Origin of the sequence: Halomonas almeriensis, from assembly GCF_030409235.1 — a bacterium.
In the GTDB taxonomy this organism is placed as follows: domain Bacteria; phylum Pseudomonadota; class Gammaproteobacteria; order Pseudomonadales; family Halomonadaceae; genus Halomonas; species Halomonas almeriensis.
In genome coordinates this window covers 155,682-173,532 of the sequence record NZ_JAUFPO010000004.1, presented here as the reverse complement: position 1 = coordinate 173,532, position 17,851 = coordinate 155,682, and the positions used below count along the sequence as shown (strand labels likewise).

Sequence of the window (17,851 nt, the reverse complement as noted above, 5' to 3'; positions counted from 1 at the left end):
CCGACCATGCCAGCCACCCCTCTTCCCCTGTCAGCCCTCACCGCCATTTCGCCTGTCGACGGGCGCTACGGCAGCAAGGCCGACATCCTGCGCGAACATTTCAGCGAGTTCGGCCTGATTCGTGCCCGTGTCACGGTCGAAGTCCGCTGGTTGCAGCGCCTCGCCGCCCACCCCGATATCCACGAGGTGCCGGCGCTGTCCGCCGAGGCCACGCAGGTGCTGGACACACTGGTCAAGGACTTCTCGGTGGGCGATGCCGAGCGCATCAAGAACATCGAGCGCACGACCAATCATGATGTCAAGGCGGTCGAGTACTTCATCAAGGAGCGTATCGCCGACACCCCCGAGCTGCATGCCGTCACCGAGTTCGTGCATTTCGCCTGCACCAGCGAGGACATCAACAACCTCTCCTATGGCGTGATGCTGAGCGAGGGGCTTGCGAGCCTGCTGCCGATCATGCACCAGGTGGCCGATGAGATCGCCCGCCTCGCCGCCGAACATGCCGAACAGCCGATGCTGTCGCGCACGCACGGCCAGACTGCCAGCCCGACGACCCTGGGCAAGGAAATGGCCAACGTGGCCTACCGTCTGCGCCGTCAGCTCAAGCAGATCGAAGCCGTCGAGATTCTCGGCAAGATCAACGGTGCGGTGGGCAACTACAATGCCCACCTGACCACCTACCCGGAAATCGACTGGGAAGCCAATGCGCAGACCTTCGTCGAGGCCCTGGGGCTGACCTTCAACCCCTATACCACCCAGATCGAGCCCCACGATTACATCGCCGAGCTGTTCGATGCCATCTGCCGTTACAACACGGTACTGATCGACTTCGATCGTGATGTCTGGGGCTACATTTCGCTGGGGTATTTCAAGCAGAGCACCGTGGCCGGGGAGATCGGCTCCTCGACCATGCCGCACAAGGTCAACCCCATCGATTTCGAGAACTCCGAGGGCAACCTGGGGCTCGCCAACGCCATCCTGGGCCACCTGGCCGAGAAGCTGCCGATCTCCCGCTGGCAGCGCGACCTGACCGACTCGACCGTGCTGCGTAACCTGGGGACCGGCCTCGCCCATGGCCTGATCGCCTACCAGGCGTCGCTCAAGGGCATCGGCAAGCTCGAAGCCAATACCGCCCGCCTGGACGCCGACCTCGACGCCAGCTGGGAGGTGCTCGCCGAGCCGATCCAGACGGTCATGCGGCGCTACAACATCGAGAAGCCCTATGAAAAGCTCAAGGAACTGACTCGCGGCAAGCAGATCGACCAGGCCGGCTTTGCCGCCTTCATCGACAGCCTGGCGTTGCCGGATGACGTCAAGGCAGAGCTCAAGGCGTTGACGCCGGGCACCTACACCGGCAATGCCAGTGAGCAGGCGCGCAAGCTGTAAGCTGCCCACGCGCGTGACGAGTGACGGGAAACGAGAAACGAGCTGTTGGCAGCCAGGTTACCGGGTTTGGGGGTTCGCGGCTCGCAGCTCGTGGCTCGCAGCTCGTGGCTCGCAGCTCGTGGCTCGCGGCTCGTGGCTCGCAGCTCGCAGCTCGCAGCTCGCAGCTCGCAGCGCGTGACTCACCTCCATCACACACGTTTTTATCGACTCAGGTGGCTTTATGTCCTCCGATACCCCGTTACCCATGCTCGGCGGCCTGACCGCGACGGAATTTCTGCGCGACTACTGGCAGCAGCAGCCACTGCTGATTCGCGGTGCCTTGCCGGATATCGAGAGCCCGCTGTCCCCCGATGAGCTGGCCGGGCTGGCCTGCGAGGACAACATCGAGGCGCGCCTGGTCGAGGAAAACGGTCCCGAAGGCCCCTGGCAGGTCAGTCATGGCCCCTTCGACGAGGCCACCTTTGCCCGCCTGCCCGAACGCGACTGGACACTGCTGGTCCAGGCAGTGGATCACTACGTGCCGGAGGTCGCCCAGCTGCTGGAACGCTTCACCTTCCTGCCCCGCTGGCGACTCGACGACATCATGATCAGCTACGCACCGCCCGGCGGCAACGTGGGGCCGCATGTCGACCAGTACGACGTCTTCCTGCTCCAGGCCAGCGGTCAGCGCCAATGGCAGCTCGGTGGACAGGTGCCGGAGGATGCGCCGATCATTCAGGGCATCGATCTGAAGATTCTCCAGCGTTTCGAGGTTCAGCCCGATCAGGACTGGGTTCTGGAGCCCGGCGACATGCTGTACCTGCCGCCGGGTGTGGCGCACCACGGTGTCAGCCGAAGCACAGACTGCATGACCTTTTCCATCGGCTTTCGCGCGCCCTCGGCGGATGAAGCCGTGACCTCCTATGCCGACTACATCGGCGAGCAGCTGCCGGGCTCGCAGCGCTACGCCGATGCCGGCATGGCCGCTCCGGCGGACCCGGCCGAGCTCGACGACGCCGCCCTGTCGCGCATGCGTCGCCTGATCCTCGAGACGCTGGACGACCCCGCTCAGATGGCACAATGGTTCGGACGGGTGATGACGCAACCGAAATATGTCGATCAACTGGTCCCCAATGACACCCCGACCGACCCGGAGGAACTTGTCGCCACGCTACACGCCGGCGAGGCGCTGGAGCCCAGCCTGGGCTCAAGGATCGCCTGGCGTGCCCTGGATGATCACCATGCCACCCTGTTTGCCGACGGTGATGGCATTGCCTGCCCACTGCCGCTGGCCCGCGATCTGGCCAACGCCAGCTGCCTCGATGCCGATCTCCTGCAGCACGCGGACGCCCCGACCGTGCTGACCCGGCTGCTCGACGCCGGCAGCCTGGACTGGGTGCAGGACGACGAGGACTGATGCCATGCCCTTGACCATTCGGGAAGGCGGCTGGACCGAGCTTGGCGATGTCGCCGGTGAAATCCGTCGGGTCGTCTTCATCGATGAGCAGCAGGTGCCCATCGAGGAAGAATGGGATGGCCTCGACCCGGACTGCCGGCACTTCCTGGCACTGGACACCGAGGGCCGGCCACTGGGGACCGCCCGTCTGCTGCCCGATGGCCACATCGGCCGGGTGGCGGTTTTCCACGAGGCCCGCGGCCAGGGGGTCGGGCAGGCCCTGATGCAAGCCGCCATCGACACGGCGCGTCGTCGCGGCGACGCCCGGGTGATGCTGGCGGCGCAGATCCAGGCGTTGCCATTCTACGAAAGGCTGGGCTTCATCGCCGAGGGCGAGACCTTCATGGAAGCCGGAATTGCGCACCGCAACATGAGCCTGCCGCTCTAACTTCCTCTCCCCTTCCCCGTCAGTTTTACGAAGCCTGACTACACAATTCGCGCGCAAAAGCACGGTCGTGTAGTCGAGTTACAACCCTGCCTTACCCCAAATATCAATGGCCAAAGCCCGCCATATAGGCCCATAGTGATCCCCAGGACGATCATTGATGTCTCGGCGCGACATTATCCTCGTCACTCGATCAGGCCTGGTGAAGCAAGGCATGGCATCCGCAAGTACCCGCCGGCCACTCCACCAACGCTCTGAAAAGGCCAGCAAAATTCGCACCTGCAGCACAGACGTGATACCCGACTCCCTGAATCGAAAAGAGGATCCACCATGGCTAATTTCCACGATGAACGTCAGACACTGGCTCAGGCACGAGAGACCAGGGACGGCAAGTGGGCCAATATCAACCCGGAACACGCCGCCCGCCTGCGCATGCAGAACCGGTTCCGCACCGGCCTCGACATTGCCCGTTATACGGCGGCGATCATGCGCGAGGACATAGCCGCCTATGATGCCGACCCGGGGCGCTATACCCAGTCGCTGGGTTGCTGGCATGGCTTCATCGGTCAGCAGAAGATGATTTCCATCAAGAAGCACTTCGGCGAGACCAAGGGGCGCTACCTATATCTCTCGGGCTGGATGGTGGCTGCCATGCGTTCCGAGTTCGGCCCCCTGCCCGATCAATCCATGCACGAGAAAACCAGTGTGCCCGCCTTGATCGAGGAACTTTACACCTTCCTGCGACAGGCGGACACCCGCGAGCTCAACCAGCTCTTCCGCCAGCTCGATGAAGCCCGCGAGGCCGGTGACGAAGTCAAGTGCCGGGAACTGACCAGGCGCATCGACAATTTCGAGACGCATGTGGTGCCGATCATCGCCGACATCGATGCCGGCTTCGGTAATGCCGAGGCCACCTATCTGCTGGCCAAGAAGATGATCGAGGCCGGTGCCTGCTGCCTGCAGATCGAAAACCAGGTATCCGACGAGAAGCAGTGCGGCCATCAGGACGGCAAGGTGACCGTTCCCCACGAGGACTTCATCGCCAAGATCAATGCGTTGCGCTACGCCTTCCTAGAGCTCGGCGTGGAAGACGGCGTCATCGTCGCGCGCACCGACTCGCTGGGCGCCGGCTTGACCCAGAAAATCGCCGTCAGCCATGAAGCCGGCGACCTCGGCGATCAGTACAACGCCTTTCTCGACGGCGAGGAAATTACCTCGGCCGACGAAATCCACAACAGCGATGTGGTCATCAAGCAGCAGGACAAGCTGGTCAGGGTCAAGCGCCTGGCCTCGGGGCTTTATCAGTTCAAGCCCGGCAGCGGTGAGGACCGGGTGGTACTGGACTGCATCACCAGCCTGCAGAATGGCGCCGATCTGCTGTGGATCGAGACCGAGAAGCCGCATGTCGGCCAGATCAAGAGCATGGTGGACCGCATCCGCCAGGTCTGCCCCGATGCCAAGCTGGTTTACAACAATTCACCCTCGTTCAACTGGACGCTGAATTTCCGCCAGCAGGTCTTCGATGCCTGGGCGGCCGAGGGGCAGGACATGTCGGCCTATGACCGGGATGACCTGATGAACGCCGAATACGACGACACCCAGCTCGCGGCCCTGGCCGACCAGTGGACACGCGACTTCCAGCGCGACGGCGCCCGTGAGGCCGGCATCTTCCATCATCTTATCACCCTGCCGACCTACCATACGGCCGCCCTATCCACCGACAACCTGGCCAAGGGCTACTTTGGCGACATGGGCATGCTGGCCTATGTGGAAGGCGTTCAGCGCCGCGAGATCCGGGAGGGTATCGCCACCGTCAAGCACCAGGACATGGCCGGCTCGAACATCGGTGACGATCACAAGGAATTCTTCCATGGCGAAGCGGCCCTGAAGGCGGGAGGCAAGGACAACACCATGAACCAGTTCGGTTGATTGGCATCCAAGGAATGAAGGGAACCAACGGGGAGGTTTAACCTCCCCGTTTTGCCGTGTCGGCATGGCAGCTGGACGCATGGGCGTCTCGACTGACAAGCTTGGCAAATAGCAGGATTGCCGTTAGTATTTTTGCGAACAGTGTTTCAGAACCTGGGACAACCTGCAGACAAGGAAAGCGACCGTTTGCCATGGCGATCTCGCTGTCCAGATGACATGACCAATGGATGAATGAGCCTAGGAGGTTCTCAACATGTTGAAACGTCTACTTCCCGTACTGGCCGTGAGTGTGCTCACCCTCGCCGGGTGTGCCAATTCCAACCCCTACTCCGGCAATGTCTATTCCGGCAACGATGCCAAGACAGCGCAAAGCGTGACCATCGGCAACATCACCGCCCTGAGACCGGTGCAGATTCAGGCCGACAGCCGCGCCGGCGGCATCCTCGGCGGTGGCGGTGGCGCCATCATCGGTGGACTGCTGGGTAGCCAGGTCGGCGGTGGCTCGGGTCGTCAGCTGGCGACCGTCGCCGGCGCCATCGGCGGCGCCGTGGCCGGCAGCAAGATCGAGGAATCCTCGAACATGATCGATGCCGTGGAAATCGAGGTTCGCAAGAACAATGGCGAGCAGGTCGTGGTCGTGCAGCGCGCCGAACGCCAGCAACAGTTCCAGGTCGGCCAGAAGGTTCGCCTGATCGGCACAGGCCGTAACGTCAGCGTCGCACCTTACTAAGGGCTCCGGCGGGCAGGCAGGGAGCGAGATTCTGCCGAGCCAGACCGATGCCAGCGACAAGCGCGACACAGCGACAGCGTCCAGCAAAAGGGGCATAGCCGTAACCGGCCATGCCCCTTTTTACACTATGCCGCATTCCGCCGACTTGAAAAGGCGGGCTCCAACGCCAACATCCAGGTCACCAGCGATTGATGCGACTGGCGCACAGCTATCGGGGCGAATCGTGACAGAACACGAGCAAGCGGCTGGAGTGAGCCCTCCGAGCCCTGGAGGCGGCGAGAAGAGCACAAGTCAGGCAGCGAACAAGTGGGAGCCCTCCCCTCGCTAGACGACGTCAAAAGATCAGTGCAGGTCGACCTTGTTCATTGCCCAGCAGGCCAGCTTTCCACCCACCAGGACCAGCACCCCGATGATCAGCAGCGTCAGCAGAATATCCACCGGACGAACGATCGCCGTGGCGACCAGAACCGCAATAGCGGGACTCCAGACCCAGCGATCATCCTCGCTGCGCAGTACGCTGGGGACCAGCTTGTCCAGTGCGCCACTGACGGACGCTTCCCAGCGATTAATACACAGCGTGAGGATCACGGCAAAGGCGATCAACCAGATCAAAGTCACGAGCATGACGTACTCCACGGTTTGTCGGCATGACGAAAGAAAAGACTGACAAAGGGTATCCCTGCCTGCCATCCCACGCAACCGACGCCGTAATGCGTGAATACGACTCAGGCGCAGCGGATGCAACCTGAAAATTGCCCACCACCCCTGACAGAGGGCAAGGGCTCACGTTACCATTGTCTTTTACACGCACTCACCAATAGGTTGCATCAATGCAAATCGCGCAGAATTCCGTTGTCGCATTTCACTACACCCTCACCAACGACGCTGGTGAAGTGCTGGACAGTTCCGAGGGTCGCGAGCCACTGACCTATCTGCATGGCGCCGGCAACATCATCCCGGGTCTCGAGAAAGAGATGGAAGGTCGTGCCGCTGGCGAGAAACTCCAGGCTCAGGTCACTCCGGAGGAAGGCTACGGTGAAGTCCAGCCGCAGCTGGTTCAGGAAGTGCCGCGGGATGCCTTCCAGGGTGTCGAGAACGTCGAGCCCGGCATGCAGTTCCAGGCCCAGACCGAAGGCGGCCCGCTGATGGTCACCGTGACCCAGGTCGAGGGCGACACGGTCACCGTCGACGGCAACCACCCGCTGGCCGGCCAGCAGCTGAACTTCGACGTCGAGATCGCCGAAGTCCGCGAAGCCAGCGAGGAAGAAGTCGAGCATGGCCATGTCCATGGTGAAGGCGACGAACACTGAGTGACGCCTCGGCGCTGACTCGAGACGTTCGATGTCATGGAGCGGCCAGTGGCCGCTCCTTTTTTATGCTGCCGTTTTGTGCCGTCGGGTGACGTGAACCAGGCGAGCCAGACCGTCTAACAGGCCCGGACCGGCTCAACCCTGTCCGCTCAGATCCTGGGCTGCCAGGGTCCGGTACCCGCCCCACAGGCGAGTGGTGGTCGTCACCACACAGGCAACGCCAAAGCCGGTGGCCAGCCAGGGGAAATGACTCGGCCACAGACAGAAGGCCACGAGTGCCAGTACGGTTTCGCTGCCCTCGGTCAGGCCATGCAGGTAGTAGAACGATTTGCGCTGAAAATTCGGGCGCTCGAGACCGTGGCGCGCCGCCATGATGGCAAAGGCCAGGAAGGACGTTCCGGTACCGATGAAGGCAAACAGCAGGAACGCACCCGCCACGGCATTGGTGGCCGGCTCGGCCAGGACGAAACCCAGCACCACCGCTGCATAGAAGACAAAATCCAGGCCGATATCGAGGAAGCCCCCGGCATCACTGCTCTGGCCGAGATGGCGAGCCAGGGCTCCATCCAGGCCGTCTCCCAGACGGTTGAGCAACACCGCCACCAGGGCTGCCCAGTAGATTTCCCAGGCCAGCAGCGGCAATGCCAGCATGCCGATCAGAAACGCGCCCAGGGTGACCTGGTCAGGCTGAACGCGGCGACGTGCCAGCCAGCGTGCCAGCACCCGCAGTGGCCTCTGCGTCAATGGCATGGTCCAGCGATCCAGCATGTGAGTCTCCTCTCGAAGCGAAGCCAGGTAAAAAAGAACCGATCGAATGAAACCCGGTGACGTTGCGACACGTATCATGGAGCAAGCCATCCTTCGGCGCCACAACCGGGCCCGCATCCGCGGACGCCATCGGAGCGGAACCCTGGGCGCCATTTGGCATCCCAATGTTGACAGGGCCGTTGTTTGATGACGGCGCTACATCGTCTTGTCAGGAGCCCTTGATGACACATTCCTCTCGCTGGACACATTGTTGGCCATTGCTGGTGGCCACGAGTCTCGCCTCGACGGCCATCGCCGACGACAACCGCACTGCCAGCGCTGTGTTCGCAGCCGGTTGTTTCTGGTGTGTCGAGGAAGCCTACGACAAGGTGCAGGGTGTCACCGCCACGACGTCCGGGTTCAGTGGCGGCGACGTGCCGCACCCCAGCTACGAGCAGGTCGTCGCCGGCGGTACTGGGCATACCGAGGTGGTCAAGGTCGAGTACAACCCTGAGGTCGTGGATTATGGGACGCTGCTGCATGTCTTCTGGCGCAACGTGGATCCCTTTGCCGAAAACCGACAGTTCTGTGACCAGGGCGCCTCCTATCGCAGCGCCCTCTTTCCCATGGACGCGCAACAGCGTCGGCTCGCCGAGACCAGCCGCGAGGCGCTGGCCCAGCGGTTCGACCGTGAGATCGCTACCGAGATCCACTCCTTCGAGGCCTTCTACCCCGCCGCGGAATACCATCAGGACTATTATGACAAGAATCCGCTGAGGTATCGCTTCTACAAGTCGGCCTGTGGCCGCTCGGATCGACTTGAAGAAATCTGGGGGGAAGAAGCGGAAGCCAGCACGGGCCCCGAGCCGCAGAAGGACCCGAAGCAGTCATGACGCCGCAACGCCATCAACCCTCGCTGGTGGTGTCCTGCTGCCAGCGGGGCTCGATACGCTTTGCCAGATGGCGGGTTTCCAGCGGACGTCGGCTCTGCCAGTAATAGCGCTGCCAGTATTGATTATCCAGCGACGAAAGCCGCACACCGCTGGAGGAAGACGCATGCATGAAGCGACCATCCCCCACGTAGATGCCGACATGGCGATATGCGCCGGGTGTCCGGAAGAAGACCAGGTCCCCGGGACGCAGTTCGTCACGCGATATGCGTTGTCCTTCATGGACCTGGTGGGCCGTGGTGCGCGGCATGTCGAGCTGGAAGGTGTCGGCGAAGACATTCTGCACCAGGGCAGAACAATCCACTCCGCGACGGGTGGTGCCGCCCAGCCGGTAGGGAGTCCCCATCCATTCCTCATGCTGGGCCATCAAGGCCTGACGCACCGAGGTCGGCGACGGCTGACGGGCCAGCCAGGTAGACTCGCGGGCCGGCGACATCATCTGACTCGGCTCGCCGGGCATGCCGGGGAGGTCGCGGGCGAAGTAATCTTTGTCCAAGGGCTTGTGCGCCATGGCGGACGGCTCGTTGACCGACGCGGCGCAACCCGACAGCAGGCCACATAACACCACCAAAAAGGCAAGACGACGGGACGTCGAGCTGATCATCCTTGCTTCCTCATGCAACGGTTCTGTGCAACATCCGAAATCGAAATGGTCGGTCTGACAAATCGGCAATATGACCCTGTTTCGCGCCGACGCTTCACTAGCCGCCAAAACTGGAGCCTCATCAGGGGGTCAACCCGGAGCGGCCGACGGTTTGGCTCGTCCTCGCCTGCGTGAACCCATTCTGATATCGGATCGACATCATGAACGAAGATACTCTGCGGGCCTCAGAGTAGACGTTTTAGGCATAATAGCCAAGAAATGTCGCCGATTTCCGACATTCAATGGAGCATTTTCTCATCACCCGGCAGGGTATCCACATGCATGGGGGCCCAGTGGCGAGGTCGGGTTCCTGGATATTCCAGGCTCGCCCAGGGACCGGCGAGTGGTGGCGCCGCCGCCAGCCAGCCAGCCAGCGCCTGCCTCATGCCCTCCAGAAACGCCTCGCGTTCAGCGGTTTCGCCCATGAAAAACGAAAATCCGGCATACAGGCCACGCGCATAGGCTTCCCAGCCACTATAGTGCCGGGCGGCCAGAGTGTAGGCGCGTTGTAACCTGTCCGACAGCGCCCGCGAATCGAGCCAATTCAGTTGGCGTCCGGCAATCGCCAGATCCACGGCCTGGGCAAGATCCCAGGCAATCAGGTCAACGTCATTGCAGCCATCACTGCCCACCTGAACACGTTGCAGACGCAGCAGATGATTGCGCTCATCCTCTCCACAGTCCGCGCTTTCGAGGGTCGCGATCTCGGATGCCAGCCGACCCGGGTTCAGGGTGTAGGGGGCATAGTTGATCTGGTACTCCTGTCGATCCCCGACCTCCAGAAAGTAGTCGATGAACTCCAGCAGGCCGGCTGCCTCCTGGACGCCGTAATGACCGTCCACCCAGTCACGAATCGTCGCCATCTCCCGATCGCTCTCTGCCTGAGGCAGGCTCCAGATCGCCGAGTTGAGCGGCCCCACCAGCGCCAGGGCAGTGAATTGCGTCAGGCCCGGGCGGGTACCGGGCTCCAACGCTGAACCAGCCCGCCAGTCAAGCCAGTGGAAGACGCTGCCTGGGTCGTCGCGATGCCAGAGAATCCAGGGCACCAGGGATGGCTGTTCGGGTTCCGGCAGCAGCGCTTCCCATTCGGCCCAGGCCGAGAGTAGACGGCGGGTGTCAGCATAGAAACGGCACAAGGCGCCCTGCAGGGCACCGGCCAGGGACTCCAGCTCGGCTGCCGGAAACCACTCACTGTCCATGGCCATCTGCAGATGAAAGGCGAACTTTTCGGCCATGTGGATGGTCGCGGCGTGACGACTGGCGCGCCCCAGGGCATTGCGGGCTTCGAGCTCATGCGGCGCCGCGGCGCCGAAGGGCGTCTGCGCGGATGGCAGGGCGCCATGCGCGGCGTCCGCAGCCAACTGGTTGAGATGATGCGCCTGCGCGGGCAGCCAGTAACGCCCCAGGGCCCGTGATCCCTCATCGGCGTGCAGGTCCAGGGTCTCCTGGAGATAGCTTCGGGCGTCGTCGCGGCGAGCAGGGTCCGGCTGGCGCGCGACACCCTGTCGCAGGGCCAGTTCCGGTTCGCGCACGGCCGCCAGAGCCAGCACCCAATTACCGGCATCCCGCCGCAAGCCTCGAATGAAGTCACGCGAGGCTTGGATGGGCTCATCCAACGCCAGCTCGTCCAGCGGCAAGCGCCAGGGGCTGACGGGCGAGTGACGCAACAGACGCCAGTCAGCCTCGATCTCGGCCAGCGCATCGCGGCCCTCGAACAGGCTCCGACCGCGTTGATAGGCGCGCGCCAGAGCTGTCCAATCGTGATAGCGGTGCAGCACCAGGTCGGCACCATGCAAGGCAAAATGCCGCGCCTCCGCATCGGACAGCCAGCCCGCACAGGCACCGGCCCAGGCCAGGTCGATCAAGCGAAGCCAGTCCCAGGCCGCCCATTCGAGGGGTTCGCCACTTTCGACCAGCGCCAGCATGACGCGCCCGAAGTCGCGGTCCCGAGGGTCTAGGCCGGCATGCCATCGGCGGCGCCCTTCCGGTTTGGCGTCCCTCAGCCGAGCAGCATCCAGGTCCCAGCCCTGCCGATCCCCCTGGGAGGCCAGCCACAACAGAACGCCGATCAACTGCTGGCGATCGTAAATCTGCCAAGACTGGGCCAGCCAGTCATCGAGACCGTACCAGTCATCCTTTACGGGCCGGGCATCCAGGACGGGATGAAAAGCAGCACGCAGCCGCCATACCTGATCCTCCGGATCCGCCGGCCACAGGGTATCGTCGTCTTCTCGGGTGTTCAGCCAGCTACCGATCATCGGCCAGGTTACACCCTCACCTTCAAGCTCCAGCGCGGCAAGTGCCTCACAAGCATCGGCAAAGCCGTCATCGCCGGTGATCCAGCCGTCGGCTCCACGTGCTCGGCGAAGCGCTACCAGCCATTCATGCAGGCTCGCATGGTGGGCCTGGATTTCTTCGGCCAACTGCCGCCCCCAGTGTCGAGCACGCGACGCGGACAACCAGCCGGCCGCGCCGGCAAGGGCCAGCCACTCGAGGGCGGCCAGAAGTTTCGCCGGGTCGGAGCCACGCCCATCCAGAGTTTCCAACAGTCGCCAGGCCAGCTCACCGCGGTCAACCACGCCGAGCCTGGTCAAACGCGCCCGAGCCTCGTCACGATTCACCGCCAAGGGTTCGGGGTCAAAGTCCCAGCCACACAATACCAGTTGCTGCGCCCACCAGGCTTCCAGGGGGTCAACCAAGGCACACCTCGCCACACTGCAAAATCAAGGGGGGGGATGATAGCAATCCCCCGGGAATCCGGCGACACAGTGTAGCGCAAAGCGGGCCCCGAGCCGATCATCGGCGACCTCGATAGTGTGCTACCGAGGCTGGCTTATGGCATGGTAGGACATATCAGCGCGCCAGGATCGGCGCGACAGCCCGGGGCAAACCGGCCTGCAGTGGGCGCCCCGGGGACCCGATGCGCCAAGCCCGAGGTCTGTCAGCGGCTTGGGATTGCCGTCGAATTCTACCCAACAGAGGAGAAGTCCATGAACAACGCTCAACTCAATGAACTCAAGCAACGCTATGTCGCCAGCGGCGCCGCCAGCCCCGCCACAGCATTTGCGGAGCGAGCGGAGAACGCCGAAGTCTGGGATGCCGATGGCAATCGCTTCATCGACTTTGCCGGCGGCATCGGCGTGCTCAACGTCGGGCATCGCCACCCGAAAGTCGTGCAGGCGGTGAAGGACCAGCTGGACAAGGTCATGCATACCTGCCAGACGGTGATGCCCTATGAGGGCTATGTGAAGGTGGCCGAGAAGCTCAGCCAGGTCACGCCGGTGCGCGGCCATGCCAAGGTGATGCTGGCCAACTCCGGCGCCGAGGCGCTGGAAAATGCCGTAAAGGTGGCACGCGCTGCGACCGGCAAGAACAACGTCATCTGCTTCGATGGCGGCTATCACGGCCGCACCTTCATGACCATGGCCATGAACGGCAAGGTCGCGCCCTATGCCACCGATTTCGGCAGCATGCCCGGTAATGTCTTCCGCGCGCCCTTCCCGGTGCCCTATCACGGCGTTAGCGAGGATGAAGCACTGCGTGGCCTGAAGATGGCACTCAAGACCGATGCCAATCCCAAGGACACCGCGGCGATCGTGCTCGAGCCCGTGCTCGGCGAAGGCGGTTTCTACCCCGCCCCGCCGAGTTTTCTCAAGGCCATTCGCGAGATCTGCGACGAGCACGGCATCATGATGATAATCGATGAAGTCCAGTCCGGCTTTGGGCGGACCGGCAAGCTGTTCGCCATCGAACACAGCGGCGTCGAGCCCGACATCATGACCATGGCCAAGAGTATGGCCGACGGCATGCCGATTTCCGCGGTGGTCGGTACCGACAAGATCATGGATGCCTCCGGCGGCAATTCGCTGGGGGGCACCTATACCGGCAGCCCGGTGTCCTGTGCCGCCACCCTGGCGGTGCTCGAGGTCTTCGAGGAAGAGAACATCCTGAGCAAGAGTCAGGCCCTGGGCGACAAGCTGGCCAGCCGCTTCGAGTCCTGGCAGAGCACCTTCGACTGCATCGACTACGCGCGCAACATGGGCGCCATGGCGGCTTTCGACCTGGTGTCGGACAAGGCCAACCACACGCCGAACGCCGAGCTGGCCGGTGCCCTGTGCAAGAAGGCCCGCGAGCATGGCCTGATCCTGCTGTCATGCGGCATGTACGGCAACACCATTCGTTTCCTGATGCCGGTGACCATTCAGGATGAGGTGCTGGAAGAGGGCCTCGACATCATCGAGCGCTGCATCAAGGAGCTGACGTGACCCCGGCTTGAACCGGCCCACGCAGTAAAAGGCGCCGCCCAATGGGCGGCGCCTTCTTGTTCGGGCCATGCAAAGTGTCGGCCGAGGTCAGGATTGCCTGACCTTGGCGATAACCCACAGCAGCACCACGGCACCTACGACAGCCGTGACCAGTGAACCGATGAAGCCGCCGGAGGACAGTCCCAACAGGCTGAACAGGAAGCCCCCGACCACGGCCCCCACCACACCGACGCCGATGTTGCCCAACAGGCCGAAGCCACCGCCGCGCATGATGTTACCGGCAATCCAGCCGGCAAGACCGCCAATGATCAACCACGCGATGATACCCATGCCACTCTCCTCTCAGATTGGTAATGCATCGATGGTGCCTGCTACCGAGCTCAGAAGGAAGACCCCGGCTGCTCGAGAAAGGCCAGTTCCTCGGGGGTCGACTCACGGTCGAGGATGGCATTGCGATGCGGATAACGCCCGAAGCGTTCGATGATCTCGCGATGGCGCCGCTCGAAGTCAAGCTCGCGCTCCAGCCCGGGCTGGGCGAAGAGCTCGAGCGCGCGGTCGTGGATGGGCAGGGACTCGCTGTGCATGAAGGGCATATAGAGAAAGGCCCTGCGCGGGAGGTCGAGCACGCGATCCAGACCTCGATCGATGGCCTCCTGAGCGAGCACCAGTGCCAGGGGATCGGCGGCGAAGGCGCCGGGGGTGTCGCGATGGATGTTGCGCGAAAACTGATCCAGCACGATGACCTCGGCAAGGCGACCCGCGGGCGTGGATCGCCAGCCGAACAGTTCACCTTGCCTTGCCGCGGTCAGCACCGCGCTGAAACGCTCAGCAATACCGGCATCCAGCGCCGGATCCTTGCGAAACCAGTCCCGCGGTTCAAGCGTGGTGAACCAGAATGACAGAACCTCATCGGCACCTTTCATGAGCCCTCCTACCGGACAATTAAAGCTTACCCACTAGGACGCCGGATGTGGCGCCATGACAGGCCATTATTTTAGACGAAAGGCGAATGGCATAGAATTCATAGGCTCCTAAAATAATGCTTTAGCTGTAAATTTACATTATTTTTCGACAATAATCCCAGCGAGATGGCCATAAACTGCGCTTTTTACGGAAATTTATAACATGCATGCTCTGACTCTCGTCTCATTCCTGTTTTTCACGGGCCTGGTGGCCTTCCTGACCTGGCGGATCACGCGACAGGATGACCACAAGAGCACCACCGGCCTTTTCCTGGCCGGCCGCAGCCTGACATTCCCGTTGATCGCCGGCTCACTGCTGATGACCAATCTGTCGACAGAGCAGATGGTCGGACTCAACGGGGCGGCGTTCAGCGATGGATTGAGCGTCATGGCCTGGGAGGTCGTGGCGGTGATTGCGCTGGTGCTGCTGGCACTCTTCTTTCTACCACGCTTCCTGCGCAGCGGCATTGCCACGGTACCCCAGCTGCTGGAGATTCGTTTCGACAAGGGCACCCAGCGCATCACCAATGTGATCTTTCTACTGGCGTATGCGGTGATTCTGCTGCCGATCATCCTCTATTCCGGGGCCATGGGTCTGCAGGGTATGCTAGATCTGGAAGGCATGACCGGCATTCAGTCTCCCACCCTGCTGCTCTGGCTGACCGTCTGGCTGGTCGGCCTGATCGGTTCCGTCTATGCCATCTTCGGTGGCCTCCGAACAGTGGCCGTATCCGACACCCTCAATGGTATCGGCCTGCTGGTGGGTGGTTTTGTGATCGTCTACTTCGGCCTGCAGGCCATCAGTGACGGCAGTGGCGTCATGGCCGGCTGGGAGACGCTCAAGCAGAGCCATCCCGACAAACTCAACTCCATCGGTGGTGAGGAGCAGCAGGTGCCGTTCTTCACCCTGTTCACCGGCGTCTTTCTGATCAACGTCTTCTATTGGACGACCAACCAGCAGATCATCCAGCGTACCTTCGCGGCCAAGAACCTGGCCGAGGGCCAGAAAGGTGTTCTGCTGACCGGCTTCTTCAAGCTGCTGGGGCCGATCTACCTGGTCCTGCCGGGCATCATCGCCTATCACCTCTATGCCGATCAGGGAATCCAGGCCGACGAAGCCTATGGCCACCTGGTGTTCAACGTACTGCCGCCCTATCTGACCGGCTTTTTCGCCGCAGTGATGGTGGGTGCCATCCTATCGTCCTTCAACTCGGCGCTTAACAGCACCACCACCATGTTCAGCCTGGGTATCTACAAGGGCATCCTCAACAAGGACGCCAGCGAAGCCCAGGTGGTGCGCGCCAGCAAGACCTTCGGCTGGATCATGGCCCTGATCGCCATGACCATCGCCCCGCTGCTGGCCGGTCAGGAAAGCCTGTTCGGCTACCTGCAGAAGATGAACGCCATCTACTTCATTCCCATTCTGGCCGTGGTGCTGGTCGGCCTGCTGACCCGTCGCGTGCCCGCCATGGCGGCCAAGATTGCCCTGGTGGGCGGCTGTTTGCTGATTTTCGCGGGGTATTTCATTCCGCCGTTCAACAAGCTGCCGACCATAATGCACGAGTTCCATTTCGTGGCCTCGGTGTTTGTGCTGCTGGTCATCGGCATGCTGATCATCGGCAAGCTGCGCCCGCGCAGCGAGGCCTGGACCCACGAGGACAGCGGCGCCGTCGACCTGACACCTTGGAAGGGCGCCGTTCCCGTAGGTATGGTACTGGTGATCCTGGTGGTCATCATGTACGCCGCCTTTGCCGGCTGACGCCGCCGGCTTGCCAAGGCAACCTCGACGCCCCGCCCACCCGCGGGGCGTCGTCATGACAGCCCCCTGCAGCGGCTGTTCTGCCCGTAAAATGACAAGCGCCAGCCAGACGCTGCCGCGCAGCATGGCGCCGAGACGCGGTGCCCCACTGGTTGAACAGGAACCGCCATGCCGTTGACCGTTTCCCTGCTCTCGCTCTGCCAGGCCCTGCTGGTCAGCGGCAACATCCTGCTGATCGCCGTGTCTCCCTTGATCGGGGCCATGCTGGCACCCTCTCCCGGCTGGTCCACCGCGCCGGTGGCGACCCAATGGCTGGGGCTGATGTGCGCCACCATCCCAGCCTCCTTGATCATGGCACGGCTGGGACGCCGGCGCGGCTTCATGCTCGGCACCCTGATCGGCATTGCCGGCACCGGCCTGGCTATTGCCGCCCTGCATACCCAGCGCTTCAGCCTCTTCCTGCTGGCGACAGGGATGATCGGCATCGGCATCGGTTTTGGTCAGCTCTACCGCTTCGCTGCCGTCGAGGCGGCGCCGGAGGAAGGTCGCGACCGCGCCATCGGTCTGGTCATGGGCGGCGGTGTGGTGGCGGCCTTCTGCGGGCCCTGGCTGGCCCGGCACAGTCATGATCTGGCCGCCACCCCCTATCTGGGCAGCTTCATCGGTCTCGGCGTGCTCTACCTCTGTGCCCTGGTTCTGCTCGCCTTCGTGCGCATGCCGGCGGAACAGCAGGGGCGGGACAACAGCCCGCAGCGTCCGCTGACCGAGATCATGCGCCAGCCGGTGTTCCTGATCGCGGTCATCAGCGCCATGGTCGGTTACGGCGTCATGAACCTGGCCATGACGGCGACCCCGCTGGCCATGGCGGCGGCCGGGCACGAGTTCGACCATGTGGCCGCCACCATCCAGTGGCATGTGGTCGCCATGTTCCTGCCGTCCTTCGTGACCGGGCGCCTCACCGCGCGTTTCGGCAGCTCGCGCATGATCATCGCCGGTTGTCTGTTGCTGATTGCCAGCGCCCTCGTGGCACAGTGGGACCTCGACCTGGCGGGTTTCCACGGTGGCTTGATACTGCTGGGCCTGGGCTGGAACTTCACCTTCCTGCCGGCCACCGGACTGCTCACCGAGGCCCACACGGTGGCCGAGAAGGCACGCACCCAGGCCGCCAACGAGTTCCTCGTCTTCACCACCGTCGCCCTCACCGCCCTGCTCGCCGGACCGGCGGCCTCGGCGCTCGGCTGGTCGTTCCTCAACCTGGCCATGATCCCGCTGTGCGCCCTGCCCATCTTGCTGTTCGGGCTTGCCTTCCGCGGCCAGCGCCCACAGATTAGGGGATGATTCGGACATCAA

The 17,851-nt window shown here is 62.8% G+C and carries 16 protein-coding genes; 10 read left to right on the top strand and 6 right to left on the bottom strand.

Features of this window, described 5'->3' with window-relative positions; all coding sequences use genetic code 11:
* Positions 1-6 precede the first annotated feature (6 nt).
* The 5 genes from purB to QWY74_RS02275 all read left to right on the top strand — a co-directional run bounded on the left by purB (position 7) and on the right by QWY74_RS02275 (position 5,865).
* A complete protein-coding gene (purB, locus tag QWY74_RS02295) occupies positions 7-1,386 on the top strand; it encodes an adenylosuccinate lyase (RefSeq protein WP_264823704.1) in 1,380 nt (459 codons plus the stop codon).
* A gap of 220 nt (positions 1,387-1,606) precedes the next feature.
* On the top strand, positions 1,607-2,782 hold the full coding sequence (locus QWY74_RS02290) for a cupin domain-containing protein (RefSeq protein WP_264823705.1): 1,176 nt from the start codon (positions 1,607-1,609) through the stop codon (positions 2,780-2,782).
* Positions 2,783-2,786: 4 nt separating this feature from the next.
* Entirely contained in the window at positions 2,787-3,209 is a 423-nt protein-coding gene (locus QWY74_RS02285) for a GNAT family N-acetyltransferase (protein ID WP_264823706.1), read from the top strand.
* A 327-nt stretch (positions 3,210-3,536) separates the two neighbouring features.
* Positions 3,537-5,135: an isocitrate lyase gene (locus QWY74_RS02280; RefSeq protein ID WP_264823707.1), complete on the top strand. Its 1,599-nt coding sequence runs from the start codon at positions 3,537-3,539 to the stop codon at positions 5,133-5,135.
* A gap of 256 nt (positions 5,136-5,391) precedes the next feature.
* Positions 5,392-5,865, top strand: coding sequence for an outer membrane lipoprotein (locus QWY74_RS02275; protein WP_264824387.1), 474 nt, complete (start codon positions 5,392-5,394; stop codon positions 5,863-5,865).
* A 342-nt stretch (positions 5,866-6,207) separates the two neighbouring features.
* On the opposite strand, the gene QWY74_RS02270 is transcribed toward QWY74_RS02275, so the two are convergent.
* Positions 6,208-6,489 carry a hypothetical protein gene (locus QWY74_RS02270; protein ID WP_264823708.1) on the bottom strand — a complete coding sequence of 94 codons (282 nt, stop codon included), beginning with the start codon at positions 6,487-6,489 and terminating at the stop codon, positions 6,208-6,210.
* 206 nt (positions 6,490-6,695) lie between these two features.
* On the opposite strand from QWY74_RS02270, the gene QWY74_RS02265 reads away from it, so the two are divergent.
* On the top strand, positions 6,696-7,175 hold the full coding sequence (locus tag QWY74_RS02265) for an FKBP-type peptidyl-prolyl cis-trans isomerase (protein ID WP_264823709.1): 480 nt from the start codon (positions 6,696-6,698) through the stop codon (positions 7,173-7,175).
* 135 nt (positions 7,176-7,310) lie between these two features.
* On the opposite strand, the gene QWY74_RS02260 is transcribed toward QWY74_RS02265, so the two are convergent.
* Positions 7,311-7,943, bottom strand: a complete 633-nt coding sequence (locus tag QWY74_RS02260; RefSeq protein WP_264823710.1) for a CDP-alcohol phosphatidyltransferase family protein — start codon at positions 7,941-7,943, stop codon at positions 7,311-7,313.
* A gap of 221 nt (positions 7,944-8,164) precedes the next feature.
* On the opposite strand from QWY74_RS02260, the gene msrA reads away from it, so the two are divergent.
* Entirely contained in the window at positions 8,165-8,815 is a 651-nt protein-coding gene (gene msrA / locus QWY74_RS02255) for a peptide-methionine (S)-S-oxide reductase MsrA (RefSeq protein WP_264823711.1), read from the top strand.
* 13 nt (positions 8,816-8,828) lie between these two features.
* Here msrA and QWY74_RS02250 read toward each other — a convergent pair whose 3' ends face one another.
* Positions 8,829-9,476, bottom strand: a complete 648-nt coding sequence (locus QWY74_RS02250; protein WP_435389104.1) for a C40 family peptidase — start codon at positions 9,474-9,476, stop codon at positions 8,829-8,831.
* A 278-nt stretch (positions 9,477-9,754) separates the two neighbouring features.
* A complete protein-coding gene (locus QWY74_RS02245; protein WP_290313674.1) occupies positions 9,755-12,214 on the bottom strand; it encodes a DUF1266 domain-containing protein in 2,460 nt (819 codons plus the stop codon).
* 291 nt (positions 12,215-12,505) lie between these two features.
* Here QWY74_RS02245 and gabT point away from each other — a divergent pair, with 291 nt between their 5' ends.
* Complete coding sequence (gene gabT / locus QWY74_RS02240) at positions 12,506-13,780, top strand: 4-aminobutyrate--2-oxoglutarate transaminase (protein WP_264823713.1); 1,275 nt, start codon at positions 12,506-12,508, stop codon at positions 13,778-13,780.
* A gap of 87 nt (positions 13,781-13,867) precedes the next feature.
* On the opposite strand, the gene QWY74_RS02235 is transcribed toward gabT, so the two are convergent.
* Complete coding sequence (locus QWY74_RS02235; RefSeq protein ID WP_264823714.1) at positions 13,868-14,110, bottom strand: GlsB/YeaQ/YmgE family stress response membrane protein; 243 nt, start codon at positions 14,108-14,110, stop codon at positions 13,868-13,870.
* Positions 14,111-14,160: 50 nt separating this feature from the next.
* Complete coding sequence (locus QWY74_RS02230; RefSeq protein ID WP_290313673.1) at positions 14,161-14,703, bottom strand: DUF924 family protein; 543 nt, start codon at positions 14,701-14,703, stop codon at positions 14,161-14,163.
* Between the two features lie 202 nt (positions 14,704-14,905).
* On the opposite strand from QWY74_RS02230, the gene QWY74_RS02225 reads away from it, so the two are divergent.
* Positions 14,906-16,501 carry a solute:sodium symporter family transporter gene (locus QWY74_RS02225; RefSeq protein WP_264823716.1) on the top strand — a complete coding sequence of 532 codons (1,596 nt, stop codon included), beginning with the start codon at positions 14,906-14,908 and terminating at the stop codon, positions 16,499-16,501.
* A 168-nt stretch (positions 16,502-16,669) separates the two neighbouring features.
* Positions 16,670-17,839, top strand: a complete 1,170-nt coding sequence (locus QWY74_RS02220) for an MFS transporter (RefSeq protein ID WP_290313672.1) — start codon at positions 16,670-16,672, stop codon at positions 17,837-17,839.
* The last annotated feature ends 12 nt before the right edge of the window (positions 17,840-17,851 follow it).

Bases quoted from the DNA above. Each gene is read 5' to 3' on its own strand.
- purB (WP_264823704.1), top strand. From the start codon at position 7: ATGCCAGCCACCCCTCTTCCCCTGTCAGCCCTCACCGCCATTTCGCCT.
- QWY74_RS02290 (WP_264823705.1), top strand. From the start codon at position 1,607: ATGTCCTCCGATACCCCGTTACCCATGCTCGGCGGCCTGACCGCGACG.
- QWY74_RS02285 (WP_264823706.1), top strand. From the start codon at position 2,787: ATGCCCTTGACCATTCGGGAAGGCGGCTGGACCGAGCTTGGCGATGTC.
- QWY74_RS02280 (WP_264823707.1), top strand. From the start codon at position 3,537: ATGGCTAATTTCCACGATGAACGTCAGACACTGGCTCAGGCACGAGAG.
- QWY74_RS02270 (WP_264823708.1), bottom strand. From the start codon at position 6,489: ATGCTCGTGACTTTGATCTGGTTGATCGCCTTTGCCGTGATCCTCACG.
- QWY74_RS02265 (WP_264823709.1), top strand. From the start codon at position 6,696: ATGCAAATCGCGCAGAATTCCGTTGTCGCATTTCACTACACCCTCACC.
- QWY74_RS02260 (WP_264823710.1), bottom strand. From the start codon at position 7,943: ATGCTGGATCGCTGGACCATGCCATTGACGCAGAGGCCACTGCGGGTG.
- msrA (WP_264823711.1), top strand. From the start codon at position 8,165: ATGACACATTCCTCTCGCTGGACACATTGTTGGCCATTGCTGGTGGCC.
- QWY74_RS02250 (WP_435389104.1), bottom strand. From the start codon at position 9,476: ATGATCAGCTCGACGTCCCGTCGTCTTGCCTTTTTGGTGGTGTTATGT.
- gabT (WP_264823713.1), top strand. From the start codon at position 12,506: ATGAACAACGCTCAACTCAATGAACTCAAGCAACGCTATGTCGCCAGC.
- QWY74_RS02235 (WP_264823714.1), bottom strand. From the start codon at position 14,110: ATGGGTATCATCGCGTGGTTGATCATTGGCGGTCTTGCCGGCTGGATT.
- QWY74_RS02230 (WP_290313673.1), bottom strand. From the start codon at position 14,703: ATGAAAGGTGCCGATGAGGTTCTGTCATTCTGGTTCACCACGCTTGAA.
- QWY74_RS02225 (WP_264823716.1), top strand. From the start codon at position 14,906: ATGCATGCTCTGACTCTCGTCTCATTCCTGTTTTTCACGGGCCTGGTG.
- QWY74_RS02220 (WP_290313672.1), top strand. From the start codon at position 16,670: ATGCCGTTGACCGTTTCCCTGCTCTCGCTCTGCCAGGCCCTGCTGGTC.